Genomic DNA, 19,128 nt, shown 5'->3' with positions numbered 1-19,128 from the left:
CTCTCTAGGCCGGAGGACCCGTCCCGGCACCGAGTGATTCCGAGACGAACTCGTGGAAGGAGCGGGGCGCCCTGCCGGTGACGTCCTCCACCACCGTGGTCGTGCGGTCCTCCGCTCCGGCGGCGATCCGCTCGTCCATGGCGGCCAGCAGGTCCGCGAACCGCTCGGGCAGCCCGTACCCCTGATGGTGCCGGGACAGCTCGGCCACGCTGACACGGCGGTGCCGAACCGGACGTCCGGTGGCCTCGGCCAGCGTGGCGGCGACCTCGTCGAAGCTCAACGGTCGCGGCCCGGTCAGCACCAGGTCCGCCCCGGCCGGAACCTCCCCCGTGAGCGCACGCGCCGCGACGGCCGCGATGTCACCGGGGTCGATGAAGGGGGTCCTGCCCTGCCCTGTCGCGCTGACGATCTCACCGTCCCGCCGGTGTGAGTCGGCGTGCGGGTGATCGCCGGTGAAGTTGCTGGAGAACCAGGTGGGACGCAGAACCACGGGGTGGGGGACGAAGGAGCCCAGGCGAGCTCCGAGCGCGCCCAGACCCGGGGCTCCGATCGGCACCGCGGACGAGCCGAGCAGGACCACCCGCTCCACCCCCTCGGCGCGGGCGGTCTCCAGGAAGGGGATGACCGGGGTCTCCGGGTCGGTGGTGCCGGGGGGAGGCACCAGGTACACCGCCCGTACACCCCGGAGGGCGTCCGCATGGGTGGTCGGGTTCGACCAGTCGAAACGTACGTCGGCGCCGGGGGAGCGCCCTGCCCGCCGGACGGGAGCGGTGTGGCCGTCCAGGCGGCGGGCGAGGCGGGAGCCGGTCGTCCCGGTGGCGCCGGTGATCAGGATCGTCACAGCGCGGCCTCCGCGTCCGATCCGAGGTCGAGCGGGTTCCAGTAGTCGCGGTAGTGCTGGATCAGGCCGCCGGAGATCGTCAGAACGGCCACGTAGCGGGCTGTGTAGGGTGCGTCGGTGGGGACCCGGCGTCCGCTCACCGCCAGTTCGGCGATGATGACCTCCGGGACGGTGGTCTGGTGGACGGTGACGTCGTGCACGCTCAGGACGTTGAGCTTGTCGGTGTAGCCGGCCAGGTAGGCCTCGATCGTCTCTCTCCCTTCGAGGCGTCGGGGTGCCCCCGGGGGCGCGAAGGGGAACTCCATCACGGCGTCCTCGGCGTACAGGGCGGTGAAGGCCCGCATGTCGTGGGAGAGCAGGTGTTCGCTGGCGCGGTGGAAGACCGTCGTGGGACTGTCGGGCACAGTTGCTCCTCTAAGCTGTGACACATAATCGGACCGTTGGTCCGTTTCGACAATAGCGGACTGTCGGTCCGCTTTGGGGGGTGGGGTCCGTGCGGGCGGACAAGGCGCGTAACCGAGAGGCGATTCTGGCGGCGGCGGCCCGTCTGTTCGACGAGGCGGCCGACCCCGACCAGATCTCGATGGACGCGGTGGCGGGGGCCGCGGGGGTCGGCAAGGGCACGGTCTTCCGCGGCTTCGGTGACCGCAGCGGCCTGATTCGGGCGCTGTACGACGAGTACGTCGCCCGTGAGTTCCAGGCACTGCCCGAGAACGTGCCGGACCTGCTGACCCGTGTCTGGGAGTTCAAGCGGCGACACCGGGTGCTGGCGCTGGCACTGGAACAGGAGGGCTTCGCCAGTCCGTACGGCAACGAGAGCTACGACCGGCTCCACCAGCACCTGGCGGACCTGGTCATCCGGGCGCGAGGGCCGCGCAACGCTGACTTCCTCGCGCACGCGCTGTTGGCGGCGGTGCGTAGTGACCTCGTCGAGCACGTTCGGGAGGAGTCCGGCGCGGACCCGAGGGAGGGCCTCCGGGAACTGGCGCGGTCCGTCCTGGGGCGGTCAGGAGGGGGCGAGGCGGCCGGAGGGGGCGAGGCGGCTGGTGAGGCCCTCCACGAAGGCGCGGGAGGGCGGCTCCGCAGGGAAGGCGATCCTGTTCAGGACGCCCCTGACCAGTAGCATCTGGGACGGTTGGAGATCCTCGGCGGGCTCGGGGTCCTCCTCCCGGCGCTCACCCGCGTCCTGCCCCGGCTGACCGTCCTGGCCGCCGTCGGGTGCGCGGGGCTCCAGGTGTCCGCCATCGCCTTCCACCTCCTCCGGGGCGAGACCGACGTCGCCTTCAACGTGGTCGTGCTCGCCCTGGCGGTCCTGGTGGCCTGGGGGCGACTGACCCGGGCGCCCCTGGAACCCCGGGCGTGAGATGGCGGCGCCCACGGGAACGGGGCCGGCGGGGAGGGGCTCCCCACCGGCCCCGCCGGGCCTCGTCACGTCGACCCGGCCACCCGGATCAGCCGCCGTGCGGGCAGGAGTCCCGGTAGTCGGAGAAGTCGGTGCCGATCCCCGTGCGGGGCGGCGGGCACAGGAACTGCTCGTAGCGCTCGTCCTCGTCCACGAACCGCTTGAGCCAGGAGATGCCGTACTTCGCGATGGTGGTGTTGGAGACGTTCGGCGCGAAGTGGCTCGCGCCGCGCAGCTCCAGGTAGGCGCGGTCGAGGGAGTCGGGCAGGCTCTCGTACATCGGGATGGCGTGCGAACGGACCGACGCCGTGACGTCGTTCTCGGCGCCGACGACCAACGTGGGCGTCCGCACGCTCGACCAGTTCTTCTGCGTGTGCCAGGGGGTCAGCGGGATCGCCGCGCGCAGTTCCGGCCGCGAGTCGATGGCGGCCAGGGTGCCGCCACCGCCCATCGAGTGCCCCATGACGGCCAGGCGGTCACCGTCCACGCGGTCGCTCACCGCGCTCCGGTCGACCAGGTAGTCCAGGGCGGCCTCCAACTGGCGGCCCCGACTGTTCGGCTGGTCGTACCGGGTGGTCGTGTCGATGGTGAACACCACGAAGCCCTGCGAGGCGAAGCGGTGCCCGTACCAGGACATGGACGACTGGCCGGCGGTGTACCCGGGGGCGACCACCACACCACCGAAGGTGCCCTGTGAGGTGTCGGTCGGATAGTAGATGGTTCCGCCACCGAAGCCGCTCACCAGCGAGGACACGGAGGTGGTGTCGGTGTCGAAGTGGCCCCGAGGCGCGGTCACGCTCTGCTCCGTCGGGTCCGGGCCGCGTTCGTGCGGGTTGGCGGCCTGGGCCGGGGCGACGGCCGCGCCCGCGCCGAACAGGGCCAGACCCACCACCAGAGCGGACTTCGCGGCGACCGCCGCCGCCCAGGAGCGGGTGCGCGGCACCCGGGCGGCCGTGCGGGCGGGGGCGCTCCGGCGGGAGCGGATGGTGCGGGGTACCGGAGAGGGGGACGCGGGGGACAGGGGATGATCGGTACTCACGTCGTCTTCCTTTTCTCGCGCAGCGGGAATCCACGGGTCGCCGTGGACGCCACGGAACCGTTTTCCCGTCGGTGTTTCGCGGGAGAACGCACGGGATTTCCACCCGTTTCCGTGGGCGTGCGTTCACTATGAAGACGAAGGCGTGAACACGCATCCGTTGAACCACCAGTGCTGATGACGTCCCGGTTCACACGGTCGAAAAGGACGACCGACGTTTACCGGCCCAGACCGCGCCACCAGCTGAACAGCTTCCCCAGCAGGTCCTCGGGCGGCTGCTCCTCCTCCGCCACCGCCGGGACCTGCTCCATCTCCTGCGTCAGGAGGGCGGGCGGCTCGCTCACGCGCCCGGGGGTGAAGGTCACCGGCAGCTCCCGTACGCCGTGCAGGAACGGGGAGCGCAACAGGCGCAGCTCCTCCGGGGGCACCGAGAGCCGCAGCCCACCCAGGCGTTCCTGGAGCACGGTCACACCGGTCGAGGCGACCAGGCGCCCCAGTGAACGGGCGGGACAGCTGTGCGGACCGGCGCCGAAGGTCAGGTGGGCGCGGCTGCCGCTGGACAGGCCGGTGTCCGGGTCCGACCTGCCGCGTCGCACGGCCGGGTCCCGGTGGGCCGCGTCGACGCCGAGGTACAGGGCGTCGCCCTTGCGGACCCGCGCGTTGCCGATCCGCACGTCCTGGAGCGCGACCCGCCCGGCCAGCAGTTGCAGCGGGCTGTCGTTCCACATGACGTGGTCCAGGAGGTCGTGCGTGGACAGGCGCGCGTCCGTGTTGGCGGAGCGGATGCGGTCGTCGGTGAGCAGCGTGCGCATCGTGTTGCCGATGAGGTGCACGGTCATCATGTGGCTGGCGCTGACCACCAGGGACGCCGCGTAGGCGACCTCCTCCTGGCTGAGGTCCGTGGAACGTTCGAGGATCCAGCTCGTCAGGTCCTGCCCGGGCTTGTTGGCCTTGCGGGCGACCAGCCCGGCGAAGTACTGCTGGAGGCCGGTGATGGACTCCTCCGAGCGCTGGGAGTCCTCACTGAAGATGACCGCCGTGAGGTCGTTGAGCATGTGTCCGTAGCTGTCGGGCAGGCCGAAGAGCCGGTTGGCGACCAGGGCGGGGAGCATCTGGGCGTACTCCCCGATGAGGTCGGCCTCGCCGTCCCTGACGAACCGGTCGACCAGTCCGTCGGCGATCCGGTGCACGGTGCGGGCCATGGCGGTCATGTCGATCCTGGCCAGACCGTCCATGATCGGCGCGCGCAGCCGGACGTGGTCGGCTCCGTCCGCGTAGAAGGCGTTGGGCAGCCAGGTCATCATCGCGACGGTGTTGTCGAGGTCCACGCGCCCCTCGTTGGCCTCGCGCCAGTTGCGGGTGTCCCGGGAGAACAGGTGCGGCTGCTGGAGGACGGCGAGGCTCTCCTGGTAGCCGAGCAGCAGCCAGGCGCGTACCCCGGGTTCCAGCTGGACCGGGACGATGGGGCCGTGCCGTTCCCGAAGGCGCTGCCAGAGTTCGGTGCGCCCCTCGGGTGGAGTGGGGTCGTAGAGCCGGACGTGGTCGACCGGGCATCCCTGGGTGGAGGGGGGAGCGGGGTTCCGCCCGCCCTGGTCCGCGCCGAGCCCCGTGCCCTGGGAATCACCGTGCTGAGTCGTGGTCATTTCGGGTGCGGACACCCGGAAAAAGGTTCGCGGGGCCGCTTCCCTCCCTTCGAGAGGACGTGGCACTGTCATGGTGACGGGAAGGGGGAAGCGGGAGATCCCGAAATCGCTTCGGGGCGGCGGCCGGGGATCGAGCCAACCTGGTCGTGGCATTCTAGGAGCGTCGACACCGGATTTTCAACAGGAACGGATTATCTGGGTCGCCCCCTTTGTTCTTCACGATTGTTTTATATTGTTTGTCCCGCTCTGGGTGACTGTCCCGAGCATCCCGGATTGTCAGTGGTGCTCCCTAGAGTTGCCTGTGTGAGCGATCGATGGAGTACCGACGAAGTCTGGGCTCTGGCTCCGGACCCCTCTTCACACAAGGCCGCTCTCAAGGTGGCCAAGGCGGGATCGTGGCCCCGGAGCGGAGTGGTCGTCGCCGACGGCGGCGGCACCTCGGCCGTCTGGGGTGAGTGCAAGGGGAGCGGGAGCAAGCCCTACCTGGCGGCCGCGCACCTGGACGGGGACAAGGGCCCCGCCTACAAGTGCAGCTGTCCCAGCCGCAAGATCCCCTGCAAGCACGTCCTGGCGCTGCTCTCCCTGTGGAGCCAGGGCACCTTGGCCGAGCGCGAGGACCGGCCCGAATGGGTCGCCACGTGGCTCTCCGGCCGGGTGGCCCGCCAGGAGCGTGCGAGCGCCGCCGCCTCGGCCCCGGTCGACCCCGAGAAGGCCGCCGCCACCCTGCGCGCCAGGGAGCGCTCGGTCACCGCGGGGCTGGAGGAGCTCCGTCTGTGGCTGCACGACCAGGTGGACGGCGGCCTCGCGGAGATCCCCCAACTCGGCTACGGGCACTGGGACCGTATGGCCAAACGCCTGGTGGACGCCAAGGCGGGCGGCGCCGCCACCCTGGTCACCCAGCTGCCCCAGAACGTCGGGGCCGACGGCTGGACGAACCGCCTCCTGGAACGCCTGGGCATGCTGCACCTGCTGGTCGACGGCTACCTCGCGGGTGAGGGCGACGACCCCCGGACCCGCGCGGTGCTGCGCTCCCGCGTGGGCATCGCCACCCGCGCCGAGGAGGTCCTGGCCAGCGGGGAGCGGGTCGCGGACACGTGGCGGGTGCTCGGCCACCGGGACGTCCTCACCCCGGACCGCATGCGCGGGCGCCGCCAGTGGCTGTACGGCGCGACGACCGGCCGCCACGCCCTCTCCCTCACCTTCGCCCGGCCCACCGAGACTCCGGACGCCGTCTTCCGCCCCGGCACCGAGTTCGAGGGCGAACTCGCCTTCCACCCGGACGGCCGCCGCGCGGTCCGGGTCGGCAAGGGGGACGAGCGCCCGGCCACGCCCCCGCCCGGGGGCACCGTCGAGCAGGCCCTGGACTCCTTCGCCGGGGCCCTGGCCGAGGACCCGTGGCTGGAGGCCTGGCCGGTGGTGCTGGAGAACGCGGTCCCCGCCCGTGCCGAGGGCTGGCACCTGGCCGACCCCACCGGGACCTCCCTCCCACTGGCCGGAGGCGAGCTGTGGCGGTTCCTCGCCGCCACCGGCGGACGCCCCGCCACCATCGCCGCCGAGTGGTCGCCGGACACCGGCCTGAGCCCCATGACCCTGTGGGACGCCGACGGAAAGGCAGTCGCCCTGTGAACCCGACCCCTCCGGACCCCTCGGGACCGACCTCCCCCGAGACCCCCTCCTGGGACCGGCTGGTCTCCACCGCGCTGGTCGGCACCGCCCGCCGCCCCGTCCCGGACCTGCCCGACCTGCCCCGGAGCGCCCGTGACGGCGCCGCCGGGCTGCTGGACCTGGTCGCCCTGGACGCCGTGCGCACCCGCGCCGGGTACACGGCGCACACGGCGGAACCCGTCACCCCCGACGCACCCGACGCCCGTCCGGAGATCGGGCCGGCCGCCAACCACCGGCTGGACGTCCTCCTCGCCAGCCGCTCCGAACTCCTCCCCGAATGGCTGGAGCACGCCGCCCGGGGCGGGCGCAGGGTCAGCCACGTCCACATCCCGGACCTGCTGGAACGCGCCTCCCGGGACAGCTCGCTGCGCCCCCTGGTCGCCTCCGTCGTCGGTGCGCGGGGCACCTGGCTGGCCACCCACAACGGCGCGTGGTCCTTCATCGCCCGTGAGCCCCTGCCCACCGACGTCCACACCGACGCCGCCTGGCACGAGGGCACCCCCGCCGAGCGCCGCCGGTCCCTGTTCGCCCTGCGCGCCACGGACCCCGCGGCCGCCCGTGACCTCCTCGCCGAGGCCCTGCCCAAGGAGAGCAGGGGAGAGGAACGGCGCGGCCTCCTGGAGGCCCTGACCGTCAACCTCGGACCGGACGACGAGCCGGTGCTGGACCGGGCCCTGGACGACCGTGGCGCCAACGTGCGCGGCCTCGCCCTGGCCCTGCTGACCCGGCTGCCGGACAGCGCCCACGCGCACCGGCTCCGCGCCCACCTCCGTGCCCACCTGGGGCGCGACCAGGGTCCGCCGCGCGCCCTGGACGTGGTCGACATGGACGTCCCGAGCGCCGACCGGTTGCGCGACCTCGCCCTCGTGACCCCGAAGGAGCGGCCGGAGACCCGCAGGGCGCGCTGGGAACTCGGCCGCGTCCTGATCACCCACGCCCCGCTGGACACCTGGACCGCGTTCCTGGACACCGACCCGGCGGGCGTCCTCGACCTGGCCGAGGACGAGCAGGACCTGCGCGAGGCGCTGGCCGACGCGGTCTGCCTCCAGGCAGACCCCACGTGGGCCCGCGCGCTCCTCGACCACCCACGGAGCGGGCTCGTCCAGCTGCTCCGCTCCGGAGGCCGCGACCGGCACTGGCCCCGCACCCGGGAGCTGCTGGCCGCGCTGCCGACCGAGGAGCGGTGCGACCGGGTCGTCGCCGCGCTCGGCCCCGACGGCGGCGGTCCGGCCCTCGGGGGGAGCGACGTCCTCGGGCAGGTCCTGCACGCGGTCGACGCCCCGTGGACCCTCCCGCTCTCCGAGGCGGTCGCGCGCCGCCTCACCGGCCCCATCGGCACCCGTGACTCACGCGGCTACCGCTTCCTCTGCGAGGCCGCCGCCGAGCACATGCCGCCCGAACACCTCGACCTCCTGCCCAGGGAACCACCCCACGCGGAGGAGGGCCCCGCCTACCTCCGCCTCCGCGACACCCTCCGATTCCGGCTCGACATGCACAGGGAGCTCTAAGTTGACCACCTCCGCCGCCGCTTCCGGCCTCAGCACCGACACGGCCAGCGCGCTGCGCCCGCACGCCGAGCAGACCTACGCCACCGAGCTCGAGGCCCTGGCCGGTGCCGACGACCGTCAGCGCCCCCCGGGCTGGCGTCTCTCCCCGTGGGCGGTCACCCAGTACCTGCTGGGCACCACCCTCGACGACGGCACCGAGATCACGCCCAAGTACATCGGCTCGCGCCGCGTGGTCGAGGTGGCCGTGGCCACCCTGGCCACCGACCGCGCCCTGCTGCTCATCGGGGTCCCCGGCACCGCCAAGACCTGGCTGTCCGAACACCTCGCGGCGGCGGTCTCCGGCGACTCCACCCTGCTGGTCCAGGGCACCGCCGGGACCTCCGAGGAGGCGGTCCGGTACGGGTGGAACTACGCCCGCCTGCTCGCCGAGGGGCCCTCGGAGGCCGCGCTCGTCCCCAGCCCGGTGATGACCGCCATGGCTCGCGGCTCCATCGGTCGTATCGAGGAACTCACGCGTATGCCCTCCGACGTGCAGGACGGCCTCATCACCGTGCTGTCGGAGAAGGCCCTGCCCGTCGCGGAGCTCGGCGTGGAGGTGCAGGCCCAGCGCGGGTTCAACATCATCGCCACCGCCAACGACCGCGACCGGGGGGTCAACGACCTCTCCAGCGCGCTGCGCCGCCGCTTCAACACCGTGGTGCTGCCCGTCCCGGACAGCGCCGAGGACGAGGTCCGCATCGTCACCCAGCGGGTGGAGCAGCTGGGCCGTTCCCTGGAGCTGCCCGAGGTGCCCACCAGCCTCACCGAGATCCAGCGGGTGGTCACCGTCTTCCGCGAGCTGCGCTCCGGGGTCACCGAGGACGCCAGCACCAAGGTCAAGTCGCCCAGCGGCACGCTGAGCACCGCCGAGGCGATCTCCGTGATCACGAACGGCATCGCGCTCGCCGCGCACTTCGGTGACGGTCAGCTGCGCCCCGCCGACGTCGCGGCGGGGATCCAGGGCGCCGTCGTCCAGGACCGCGTCTCCGACGGCGTGGTCTGGCGCGAGTACCTGGAGACCGTCGCCCGCGAACGCGACGGCTGGGGCGACTTCTACCGCGCCTGCCGCGAGGTGGGCGCCTGATGGGACGACCCCGACTGGGCACCGACAAGGTCAGTGTCCTCGGTGTCCGCCACCACGGCCCGGGTTCGGCCCGGGCCGTGGCGGCCGCCCTGGACGAGATCAAGCCCGACATCGTACTGATCGAGGGGCCGCCCGAGGCCGACGCGATCACCTCCCTGGTGGGCGGTCTGGAACCACCGGTGGCGCTGCTGGTCCACCTGGCCGACACCCCCAAGGCGGGGACGGCGCGGTCCAGGGAGAGCTGGGGGTTCTGGCCGTTCGCGTCGTTCTCCCCGGAGTGGGCCGCCCTCGTCCACGCCCACGAGCGCGGTGTTCCGGTGCGCTTCTGCGACCTGCCCGCCTCCCACACGCTCGCGGAGCGGATCGAACGCGCGGAGGCCGCCGAGCGGGAACAGGGGCCGGAGGAGTCCCCGAGCGCACCCGCCCGGGTCCGCACCGACCCCCTCGGGGTGCTCGCGGAGGCCGCCGGGTACGACGACGCCGAACGCTGGTGGGACGACGTCGTGGAGCAGCGCGGTGACGGCGAACCCTCGCCCTTCCCCGCGATCACCGACGCGATGGCGGCGGTCCGCGCGGAGGCCGGCCCCGAGACCGGGCGCGACGCGCGCCGCGAGGCGTACATGCGCCAGACCCTGCGCGCCGTGCTCAAGGAGGGCTACGAACGGGTGGCCGTCGTGTGCGGGGCCTGGCACGCACCGGCCCTGCGCGACCTCTACGACCACCCCGTCAAGGACGACGCCGCCCTGCTCAGGGGGCTGCCCAAGGTGAAGACCACCGCCACCTGGGTGCCGTGGACGCACGGGCGGCTCGCCACCGCCAGCGGCTACGGCGCGGGGGTGACCTCACCCGGCTGGTACCACCACCTGTTCACCTCACCCGACCTGCCGATCCACCGGTGGCTCACGGACGCCGCCCGACTCCTGCGCGACGAGGGCCAGCCGGTCTCCTCCTCGCACGTGATCGAGGGCGTCCGGCTCGCCGAGAGCCTCGCCGTGCTGCGCGGCCGACCGCTCGCCGGGCTCGACGAGGTCTCCGAGGCGGTCACCGCCGTCCTCTGCGAGGGCGAGCAGACCCGGGCCGCCCTGGTGCACGGGCGGATGGTGATCGGTGAACGTCTCGGCTCGGTGCCCCCCGACACCCCCATGGTGCCGTTGCAGCGCGACCTCATGGCCGCGCAGAAGCGGCTCCGCCTCAAGCCCGAGGCCTTCGACCGCGATCTCGACCTCGACCTGCGCAAGGACGGCCAGCGCGAACGCAGCGTCCTGCTGCACCGGCTGCGCGTGCTCGGGATCGAGTGGGGGGTGCCGCGGGCCTCCGGACACCAGGCGAAGGGGACCTTCCGGGAGTCCTGGCGGCTGCGCTGGGACCCGGACATGGACGTGGCGCTGATCGAGGCCGCGCCCTGGGGGACCACGGTGGCATCTGCGGCCACCGCCCGCGTGGTGGAGGTCGCCGCCGACGCGGAACTGCCCACCCTGACGGCGCTCACCGAACAGTGCCTGCTCGCCGAGCTCGGCGACGCGCTGCCGGACGTGCTCGCCCTGCTCACCGACCGCGCCGCCACCGACGCGGACATCACCCACCTGATGGCGGCGCTGCCGCCGCTGGCCCGCGCGGCCCGGTACGGGGACGTGCGCGGGACCGACGCCGCGTACCTGCGCACGGTCGCCCTGCGGATCCTGGCCCGGGTGTGCGTGGGCCTGGCCCCGGCCGTACGCGGGCTGGACGACGACGCGGCGGCCCGGTTCGTCACGTCGATCGACCAGACGCACGCCGCCGTGTCCCTCCTGGACGAGGACGCACGGGGCTGGACGGAGGCGCTGGAGTCGCTGGCCGCTCGCGACCAGGTCCCGGGGCGGATCGGCGGCAGGGTCAACCGCATCCTCGCGGACGCGGGCCGGATCTCCACCGAGGAACTGCACCGCAGGCTCGGCCTGACGATGTCGCCCGGCACCGAACCCACCCGCGCCGCCGCGTGGCTGGAGGGCTTCCTCCAGGGGAGCGGGCTCATCCTGGTCCACGACGAGCGGCTGCTCGGCCTCATCGACACGTGGCTGCTCAGCCTGTCCGAGGAACGGTTCGTCGCGGTCCTGCCGCTGCTGCGCCGTACCTTCGGGGCCTTCGGCTCGGCCGAACGCCACGAGATCGGCACCGCCGTCACCCGGGCGGACGGCGGTCGCACCACCACGGTGCGGACCCGCCGCCCCGTCGACACCCGTCGTGCCGCCCCTGCGGTGGCCGCCGTGACGGCACTACTCGAAAGGAGCCGCGCGTGAGCACGGAGACCACCGAACGCGCCCGCCGCTGGCGCCTGGTCCTGGGCGCACCGTCCCAGTGCGCGACCCTGACCGGGGCCGACCAGACCATGGACTCCGCACTGGCCGCGCTGTACAACAGACGCGACCGTTCCGCCGCCTCCGGCGACGAACGCGGCGCGGACCTGAGCGGATCTGCGCCCCGTGTCGCCCGCTGGCTGGGCGACATCCGGGAGTACTTCCCGTCCACGGTCGTGCAGGTGATGCAGTCCGACGCCATGGACCGCCTGCGTCTGCACCAGCTCCTGCTGGAGCCGGAGATGATGGAGGCCGTGGAACCCGACGTGCACCTGGTCGGGACGCTGCTCTCCCTCAACCAGGTGATGCCCGCCGAGGCCCGGGAGAGCGCCCGGACCATCGTGCGCCGGGTCGTCGACGACCTGGAGAGAAGGGTCGCGCAGAAGACCAGGTCGGTGATCCGCGGGGCGATCGACCGCTCCGCGCGCACGCACCGCCCCCGCCGGGTCGCGGACATCGACTGGAACGCCACCATCCGCCACAACCTGGCGCACTACCTGCCCGAGCACAACACGGTCATCCCGCAGACCCTCGTGGGCTACGGGCGCCGCAGCCAGGGCGTGCAGAAGGACGTGGTCCTGGCCATCGACCAGAGCGGTTCGATGGCCTCCTCGGTCGTCTACGCCAGCGTGTTCGGCGCGGTCCTGGCGTCCATGAGCACCCTGAAGACGTCCCTGGTCGTCTTCGACACCGCCGTCGTCGACCTCACCGACGAGCTCACCGACCCGGTGGAGGTCCTCTTCGGCACCCAGCTCGGCGGCGGCACCAACATCAACAAGGCCATCGCCTACAGCCAGACGCTCATCGACCGCCCGCAGGACTCCATCTTCGTCCTGATCAGCGACCTCTACGAGGGTGGCGTCCGCGCCGAGATGCTGCGCCGGGTGGCCGCCATGAAGTCGGCGGGCGTGCAGGTGGTGGTCCTGCTGGCCCTCTCCGACGAGGGGGCGCCCTTCTACGACCGCCAGAACGCGTCGGCCCTCGCGGACCTCGGCGTCCCGGCGTTCGCGTGCACCCCCGACGCCTTCCCGGAACTCATGGCCGCGGCGATCCAGGGCCAGCCCCTGGACGCCTGGGTCGACAAGCACCTGGACGAGTGATCCGGCCCCGGGCGGGGCCGGACCCCCTGCGGCCCCGCCCGGTGCTCAGTCCAGGCAGAACTCGTTGCCCTCGACGTCCTGCATGACGATGCACGACTCGTTGAACCCGTCGGAGCGCATGACGCGGACGCACTCCGCGCCGAGCGCCTCCAGCCGCTCCCGCTCGGCCTGGAGCGTGGCGAGGCGTTCGTCCCCGACGAGACCGGTACCGGCGCGCACGTCGAGGTGCACCCGGTTCTTGACCGTCTTGCCCTCGGGGACGCGCTGGAAGAACAGGCGGGGCCCCTTGCCCGAGGGGTCGACGCAGGCGAACGCGGAGTCCTGCTGCTCGGGCGGGAGCGCGCGGTTGAACTCGTCCCAGTCGGCGAAGCCCTCCGGAGGCGGCGGCACGACGTACCCCAGCACCTCGCACCAGAACCGGGCCACGCGCTCGGGACTGGCGCAGTCGAAGGTGACTTGGAACTCTCTGATCGTGGTCATCGGCCCACCCTAGACCGGGCGCCTTCGCTCGCCCAAGGGAATATCGCTGGCTTCGCGGAGCGGCTCGGGCTAGCCTGCGACCATGCCGCTCGCGAAAGAGCTGGCCGCCCTCTAGCGGCGGCCTGATCCCACATCGTTCCGACCGCCGCATCAGCTTCCCTGCCGGTGCGGTCCTTCGGGCTGCCCGGTGTCCCTCTCTCCACACCGGACGTACCCGTGAACACTTCCTTGTCCCCAGGCAGGGGCGGCGGCACCATCGTGCTCGTCACCGTCCTGCTCTCCACCCTCCTCCTCCCGCTGGCCCTGACCGGGGCCTCGGTCGCTCTGCCCGACATCCAACGCGAGCTGGGCGTGGGGCTCACCTCCGCGCAGTGGGTGGTCAACTCCTACAACGCCTGCTTCGCCGCCTTCCTGGTCAGTGCCGGGTCGATCGCGGACGCGGTCGGGCGCCGCCGGGTCTACGCCTTCGGCGTCGTCCTCTTCTTCGTGAGCGGTCTGTCGAGCCTGCTCGTCCAGGACATCGGGGCGCTGGTCGCCCTGCGCGCCCTGGGCGGCGTGGGCGCGGCAGCCGCCGTGGCCGGAGGCGGCTCCATGCTCGCCCTGGCCTTCGAGGGACCGGCGCGTGCGCGGGCCTTCGGACTGCTCGGGACCGTGCTGGGCGCCGGAACCGCCTTCGGCCCCGCCGTCGCCGGACTGCTGGTCGAGAACCTGGGCTGGCGGTTCGCCTTCGCCGGGCCCGCCCTGGTGGCCGGGGCGGTCCTGCTGCTGGTGACGCGGGTCCCCGCGATGCGCGGTGACGGGCGATCGGTGGACTGGCTCGGCGGAGCCCTGTTCACCGCCGCCCTGCTGACGCTGATCGGCGGCCTGGTCGAGGGTCCCGGTCGGGGTGCGCCGGTGCTGGCCGGGTTCCTGGCCGTCTCGGCGGCCCTGTTCGGCCTCTTCGCCGTGGTGGAGCGCCGCCGGGAGGAGCCCCTGGTCGATCTCGGGCTGCTCGCCAACCGCCGGTTCGTGGCCTACGCGCTGGCCGCCGCGACCTTCATGTCGGTGCTGGTGCCGCTCCTGGTCTACCTGCCGTCCTACCTGATCAACGTGGTCGGCCTCGGCGCGGGCACGACGGGACTGTGGCTGTTGCTCCTCACCGTCCCGACCCTGGTGCTGCCCACCGTGGGCGCCGAACTGGCGCACCGGTTCCCGCCCACGGCAGTGGTGGTCGGCGCGCTCCTCCTGCTGGGGGCGGGTGTCCTCGGCTTCACCACGCTGGGCCCCGACTCCACCCCGTGGACGGTGCTCCTGCCGTTCCTGCTGGTCGGAACGGGTGTGGGTCTCACCGGAGGGATGATCGACGGCCTGGGGCTGGGCGCGGTCCCGCCTGAGCGGGTGGGCACCGCCGCAGGGGTGTTCAACGCGACCCGGCTCAGCCTGGAGACCGTCTCCATCGCGATCGTCGGCGCGGCCCTGGCGGTCCTCACCGGCGGCGAGCTGGTCGGCGCCGCCTTCACGGGGGCACTGCACGGCGTCGCCCTGGCCCTGGGCGGGTTCGTGCTGCTGGTGGTGGTCGCGGTCCTGGTCCTGACCCGGGCGCCGCGTCCACGGGTCACCGTCGACTCCTGAGCGGTTCCGGGGTCCGGCGCCTGGCGCGTCGGGCCCCGGGCACGTCTGGACAACAAGATCCGCCGATTTCGTGCTTCTCCCGCGGAACTGGGTACCACCTGGGCATCGTTGTGGGGATGATCGGAGGACGCATGACCGACTGGCCGCCGGGCAGCTTCATGTCCAGGCTCGGTCCCCGGACCGTGGACCGTCTCCTCGCGCTCGCGCCGCCACGACACATCCCCGCCAACCGCGTCCTCATCGCCCAGGGCGACGCCGAGGAACAGGTCATGCTCCTGGGTCCGCCGGAGAACGGCACCCCGGCGGACCCGGCGTGCGTCAAGATCACGTCGGTGCTGCGCAACGGCACCGAGGCGATGTTCGGCATCCGCAGGTGGGGCGACCTCGTGGGCGAACTGGGGATGTTCCGGGACACGCGGCCCAGCGCGACGGTCACCTCGTGCGCCCCGCACTCGATCCGGGTCTATCCGCACCAGGTCTTCGAGGTCTTCCTGGAGGAACACCCCGAGGCGTGGCGGGCGATGCTCGCCGTGATGGGGGAGCGGCAGGAGTGCGCGGACCGCCAGCGGGCGGAGTTCGCGGGCTACGAGGTGGAGGCCCGGGTGGCGAGGATCCTGGTCGACATGGCGCGGCGCCACGGGGTGCCCACGGACGAGGGTGTCCACCTGGGGGTGCGGCTCTCCCACACGGACCTGGGGAAACTCGTCGGAGCCCGCACGGACGCGGTGGGCAACGCGATCCGGCGCTTCCGGTCGGAGGGCCTCCTGATCACCAGCTACCGGCGTGTGGTGATCGTGGACATGGAGCGCCTGAACGGTGTCTTCGAATCCGCTTTGTGATCCTTTTTGTCCTGAATTGCCGATTGATCGGTGGTCCCACGGTCACCGTAGGCGACAGACTTCACCAGGGCATCACGCCCCACCTCTCGCTCCGCACTGTCAGCACCCTCTCCTCCGGTGCCCTCCCCTGTGCGGAGAGGAGCGGTCGGGCTGCCGGAGTGGTGAGGACGGCACCATTCCGGCAGCTACCCCCCGTCTCCACACCGCCCCGGTGGCCGTCCCCCGCCACCGGGGATCTCCTGTCCCCCCGACGGTGGACGGGGACGGTCCTCCGACGCGAACCGATAACCGAGCCCCCTACGGGGAACGACGTTACGGTGTGTGCTCACGGAAGGACGGAGGCGAGGATGTTCGAAGGTCTGCGGGACAGGGTCAGGCGTGCCCGGGAACGGCGCGGGTTCGAGCGGGAGACCGCCGTCATCATCCTCAAGTGCACCGTCGCGGCCACCCTCGCCTGGGTCGTGGGCACCCAGCTCGGAGCCTCCAGCCAGGTCGGGTTCGCCCCCTTCACCGCCCTCCTCGTGGTCCGTCCCAGCGTGTACGGTTCCGTGCTCCAGTCGGGCCGCTACATGGCGGCGGTCTTCGCCGGGGCCCTGCTCGCCGGGCTCGCGGGGCTGACGGTCGGAGCCCAACTGTGGTCGTTCACCCTGCTGCTCCTGATCGCGCTGGTCGCCGGGCAGGCGGGGTTCTTCGGCAGTCAGGGCGTGCAGCTGCCCGTGGTGGCGGCCTTCGCGCTCGCGGGCGGCACCGCCGAGAGCGCCGCCGACCTCGGGTACCTCCTGCTGATGGTCCTGGTCGGTGCCGCCTCGGCACTGCTCACCAACATGGTGCTCGCCCCGGCCATCCGGTTCCGGGACGCGGAGAACGCGGTACGGGACCTCGCGGACGGCCTCCGCTCCCTGACCGGGGAGATGGCCGAGGGACTGCGTGAGGGATGCGCGGGGCTGAATCTGGACCACTGGGTGCGGGCCTCGGACGGGCTCGACGGGTCCGTCCGCAACGCCCAGGAGGCGGTCCGGCGCCAGGCGGACCGGACCCGGCTCAACCCCCGGCGGCTGGTCTCCGGCACCCGCACCGACCCCCGCGACCTGGACACCTACGGGGAGTGGATCGCCGCACTGAGCCGGGCCTCCCGGCACGTGCAGTCCCTCGTCCGCACCCTGCGCACCACCACACACGGCGGCTCCCGCTTCCCCGAACCCGACGACGCCTTCCTGCGGGAGTTCGCGCCGCTGGTCTCCCGGGCCTCGGACGTCTTCCGCTCCGTGCACGACTCCGAGGAGCCCGGGCACACGGTCGCCTCCGATGACCTCCGGGAACGGGTCGAGGACGCGCTGCGCCTGGTGGACGAGGAACGCGACGCGCTGCGCGAGCGCTGGAACGACCGGAACTGGCCGGTCTACAGCGCCCTGATCACCGACGTCGAGCGGATCTTCGAGGAGATCCACCAGGGACAGGAGAACACCGAACGCCGCGACGGCGGCTGATCCCGGCCCGGAGGGCGTACACGCGCTCCGAGCGGGCAGGGTTCGGACATGGACCGGACACACACGGGCACCCGTCGGCCCCTCCCGCTCACCCGAACCCTCTCCCTCATGGGAGCCGTCCTCCTCGTGGGTTCCTGCTCCACGACCGGGGCCGACGGATCGGGGACTGACGGATCGGGGGCGGACGGCCGACCCGGTGAGTCGGCCGGGGGAGCCGACCTCGGCCAGCCCGAGGACCTGGCCACCGACCTCGACGTTCCGTGGGGGATCGACTTCCTACCCGACGGCTCCGCCCTGGTCGCCCAGCGGGACGACGCCGCCGTCGCGCACGTGACCGCGGACGGCCGGGTCACCGAGGCGGGGACCGTCGAGGGCGTCCGGCACGGGGGCGAGGGCGGACTGCTCGGCCTGGCCGTCGACCCGGACTTCCCCGAGCAGCCCTACGTGTACCTCCACCACACGACAGACACGGACAACCGGGTGGTCCGGGCGGAGTACGACGGCGGCTCCCTCGGCGAGGCCGAGGTGATCCTGGACGGCATCCCCGCCGCGAACACGCACAACGGCGGCCGGATCGCCTTCGGACCCGACGGCCACCTGTACGTGGCCACCGGCGACGCCCAGGAGAGGGACGCCTCGCAGGACACCGACTCCCTGGCCGGGAAGATCCTGCGAATCACCACCCACGGCGAACCGGCTCCGGACAACCCCTTCGACAACCACGTGTACAGCTACGGCCACCGCAACGTGCAGGGCCTGGCGTGGGACGCCCAGGAGAACCTGTACGCGACCGAGTTCGGCCAGGACACCCTGGACGAGGTCAACCTGATCGAAGCCGGGAACAACTACGGCTGGCCGGAGGTGGAGGGCCCCGGCGGCGGCGACGAGTTCACGGACCCGCTGGTCACCTGGGAGCCCGCCGAGGCCTCACCGAGCGGCGCGGCGATCGCCGGGGACTCCCTGTACGTGGCGGCGCTGCGCGGTGCCCGGCTCTGGGAGGTCCCCCTCAACGGCGACGGCACCGTGGGAGAGCCGGAGCCGCACTTCGTCGACGAGTTCGGCCGACTCCGCACGGTGGTCACCGCCCCTGGCGGGGACTCCCTGTGGCTGAGCACCAGCAACCTCGACACCTGGGGTTCCCCCGCCGACGGTGACGACCGGATCATGACCGTGCCCCTGGAGTGACCGGCGCCCCGTTGCCTAGCCGAGCAGGCCCCGTGCGATGACCTCCTCGGTCAGGACACGGCGGATCTCGTCGTCCTCACCGACGTGGCCGGGGTGCTCGGCGCTCTCCCGCAACCGGTCGCGCACGGCCGCCACCACCTCGTCGCTCACCAGGGCACCGGACAGCGGCGCGGCCTCGGCCGCCTCACGCCAGCGGCGCATCGCCTCCAACCGGCCGTGTTCGACCGACTCGCGGGTGAGGAGGAACAGGCCGTCGACGTTGCTGTCGTGGGAGTCCTGGTCCAACAGGTCCACGTCCACGACGACGACCGGCTGCGGGGCGCCGCCGTCGGCGTCGGGCCGCAGGTGGTAGACCCGCCAGACACGGCCGTTGGTGAGGAACACCCAGTCCACGCCCTGCTCGACGGCCAGGCGCCGGGCCATCTGGATGTTGCGCAGGTCCAGGTCCTGGCCGATCCGGCGCACCTCGACCGGGGCGAAGAGCTCACCGTCGAGGACGATCGCGTAGTCGATCGAGTCCCCGCTGGTGCGGTACTCGGTGGTCAGGTCCTGGTACTTGCTGAAGTTCAGCCCGACGCTGAAGAAGTCGGCGACCAGCAGACGGGTGTCGCCGTCGTTGGCGTCGCGCTCCGCGAGGTCGGCCAGGGGACCGGCGAACCGGTCGACCGCGGCGGCCACCCGACCCCTGACGGCGGTCTCCCAGCCCAGCGTGGTGGTGAACTGGCCCGTCCTGGCCATGACCTGGGTCTCTTCCGTGTCCATGCCGTCCGTTTCCGTGTCTGGGGCAGCCCCGTCACACGGCTTTCTCCGGGGGCCGGGGAACACGCGGACGAGGGGGAGAATCCGCCTCAGATGCTACATCTCCGGAGTGTGAC

The 19,128-nt window shown here is 72.5% G+C and carries 17 protein-coding genes; 11 read left to right on the top strand and 6 right to left on the bottom strand.

Going from position 1 to position 19,128, the window contains the following annotated elements:
• Nucleotides 1-4: 4 nt before the first annotated feature.
• Complete coding sequence (locus ACRWK8_RS18745) at nt 5-841, bottom strand: Rossmann-fold NAD(P)-binding domain-containing protein (RefSeq protein ID WP_431871861.1); 837 nt, start codon at nt 839-841, stop codon at nt 5-7.
• On the bottom strand, nt 838-1,245 hold the full coding sequence (locus ACRWK8_RS18740; protein ID WP_431871859.1) for a nuclear transport factor 2 family protein: 408 nt from the start codon (nt 1,243-1,245) through the stop codon (nt 838-840). Before ACRWK8_RS18740 ends, ACRWK8_RS18745 begins: the two co-directional genes overlap by 4 nt.
• 89 nt (nt 1,246-1,334) lie before the next feature.
• Between ACRWK8_RS18740 and ACRWK8_RS18735 the strand changes: the two genes are divergently transcribed.
• Both ACRWK8_RS18735 and ACRWK8_RS18730 read left to right on the top strand, forming a co-directional pair.
• Nucleotides 1,335-1,964, top strand: a complete 630-nt coding sequence (locus ACRWK8_RS18735; protein ID WP_431871857.1) for a TetR/AcrR family transcriptional regulator — start codon at nt 1,335-1,337, stop codon at nt 1,962-1,964.
• A 12-nt stretch (nt 1,965-1,976) separates the two neighbouring features.
• Nucleotides 1,977-2,204 (top strand): DoxX family protein, encoded by a 228-nt coding sequence (locus ACRWK8_RS18730; RefSeq protein WP_431871855.1) that lies wholly within the window; start codon nt 1,977-1,979, stop codon nt 2,202-2,204.
• Nucleotides 2,205-2,292: 88 nt separating this feature from the next.
• On the opposite strand, the gene ACRWK8_RS18725 is transcribed toward ACRWK8_RS18730, so the two are convergent.
• Nucleotides 2,293-3,186 carry an alpha/beta hydrolase family protein gene (locus ACRWK8_RS18725; protein ID WP_488186461.1) on the bottom strand — a complete coding sequence of 298 codons (894 nt, stop codon included), beginning with the start codon at nt 3,184-3,186 and terminating at the stop codon, nt 2,293-2,295.
• Nucleotides 3,187-3,497: 311 nt separating this feature from the next.
• On the bottom strand, nt 3,498-4,922 hold the full coding sequence (locus ACRWK8_RS18720) for a cytochrome P450 family protein (protein WP_378735868.1): 1,425 nt from the start codon (nt 4,920-4,922) through the stop codon (nt 3,498-3,500).
• A 378-nt stretch (nt 4,923-5,300) separates the two neighbouring features.
• On the opposite strand from ACRWK8_RS18720, the gene ACRWK8_RS18715 reads away from it, so the two are divergent.
• The 5 genes from ACRWK8_RS18715 to ACRWK8_RS18695 are packed head-to-tail and all read left to right on the top strand — an operon-like array spanning nt 5,301 to nt 12,651.
• The gene (locus ACRWK8_RS18715; protein WP_431871865.1) at nt 5,301-6,548 is read left to right on the top strand and encodes an SWIM zinc finger family protein; all 1,248 of its coding nucleotides are present in this window, start codon (nt 5,301-5,303) and stop codon (nt 6,546-6,548) included.
• Nucleotides 6,545-8,095, top strand: a complete 1,551-nt coding sequence (locus ACRWK8_RS18710; protein ID WP_431871853.1) for a DUF5691 domain-containing protein — start codon at nt 6,545-6,547, stop codon at nt 8,093-8,095. The genes ACRWK8_RS18715 and ACRWK8_RS18710 overlap by 4 nt, the downstream gene beginning before the upstream one ends.
• 1 nt (nt 8,096) lies before the next feature.
• Nucleotides 8,097-9,218: an ATP-binding protein gene (locus ACRWK8_RS18705; RefSeq protein ID WP_378735872.1), complete on the top strand. Its 1,122-nt coding sequence runs from the start codon at nt 8,097-8,099 to the stop codon at nt 9,216-9,218.
• Nucleotides 9,218-11,494 (top strand): DUF5682 family protein, encoded by a 2,277-nt coding sequence (locus ACRWK8_RS18700; protein ID WP_431871850.1) that lies wholly within the window; start codon nt 9,218-9,220, stop codon nt 11,492-11,494. Before ACRWK8_RS18705 ends, ACRWK8_RS18700 begins: the two co-directional genes overlap by 1 nt.
• Entirely contained in the window at nt 11,491-12,651 is a 1,161-nt protein-coding gene (locus ACRWK8_RS18695) for a vWA domain-containing protein (protein WP_431871848.1), read from the top strand. The genes ACRWK8_RS18700 and ACRWK8_RS18695 overlap by 4 nt, the downstream gene beginning before the upstream one ends.
• 45 nt (nt 12,652-12,696) lie before the next feature.
• Here the strand turns inward: ACRWK8_RS18695 and ACRWK8_RS18690 are convergent, their stop codons facing one another.
• On the bottom strand, nt 12,697-13,131 hold the full coding sequence (locus ACRWK8_RS18690) for a VOC family protein (RefSeq protein ID WP_378735878.1): 435 nt from the start codon (nt 13,129-13,131) through the stop codon (nt 12,697-12,699).
• Nucleotides 13,132-13,347: 216 nt separating this feature from the next.
• Here ACRWK8_RS18690 and ACRWK8_RS18685 point away from each other — a divergent pair, with 216 nt between their 5' ends.
• The 4 genes from ACRWK8_RS18685 (at nt 13,348) to ACRWK8_RS18670 (ending at nt 18,253) form a co-directional block, all read left to right on the top strand.
• The gene (locus ACRWK8_RS18685; RefSeq protein WP_431871846.1) at nt 13,348-14,742 is read left to right on the top strand and encodes an MFS transporter; all 1,395 of its coding nucleotides are present in this window, start codon (nt 13,348-13,350) and stop codon (nt 14,740-14,742) included.
• Between the two features lie 131 nt (nt 14,743-14,873).
• Nucleotides 14,874-15,581 (top strand): Crp/Fnr family transcriptional regulator, encoded by a 708-nt coding sequence (locus ACRWK8_RS18680; RefSeq protein WP_378735882.1) that lies wholly within the window; start codon nt 14,874-14,876, stop codon nt 15,579-15,581.
• A 347-nt stretch (nt 15,582-15,928) separates the two neighbouring features.
• The gene (locus ACRWK8_RS18675) at nt 15,929-17,068 is read left to right on the top strand and encodes an FUSC family protein (protein ID WP_378735884.1); all 1,140 of its coding nucleotides are present in this window, start codon (nt 15,929-15,931) and stop codon (nt 17,066-17,068) included.
• Between the two features lie 48 nt (nt 17,069-17,116).
• On the top strand, nt 17,117-18,253 hold the full coding sequence (locus ACRWK8_RS18670) for a PQQ-dependent sugar dehydrogenase (protein ID WP_431871843.1): 1,137 nt from the start codon (nt 17,117-17,119) through the stop codon (nt 18,251-18,253).
• Between the two features lie 15 nt (nt 18,254-18,268).
• On the opposite strand, the gene ACRWK8_RS18665 is transcribed toward ACRWK8_RS18670, so the two are convergent.
• The gene (locus ACRWK8_RS18665) at nt 18,269-19,015 is read right to left on the bottom strand and encodes a hypothetical protein (RefSeq protein ID WP_431871841.1); all 747 of its coding nucleotides are present in this window, start codon (nt 19,013-19,015) and stop codon (nt 18,269-18,271) included.
• Nucleotides 19,016-19,128: the final 113 nt, after the last annotated feature.

Source organism: Nocardiopsis eucommiae, from assembly GCF_965344335.1.
Taxonomy (GTDB): Bacteria; Actinomycetota; Actinomycetes; order Streptosporangiales; family Streptosporangiaceae; genus Nocardiopsis; species Nocardiopsis eucommiae.
This window is presented reverse-complemented; position numbering and strand designations above follow the sequence as displayed.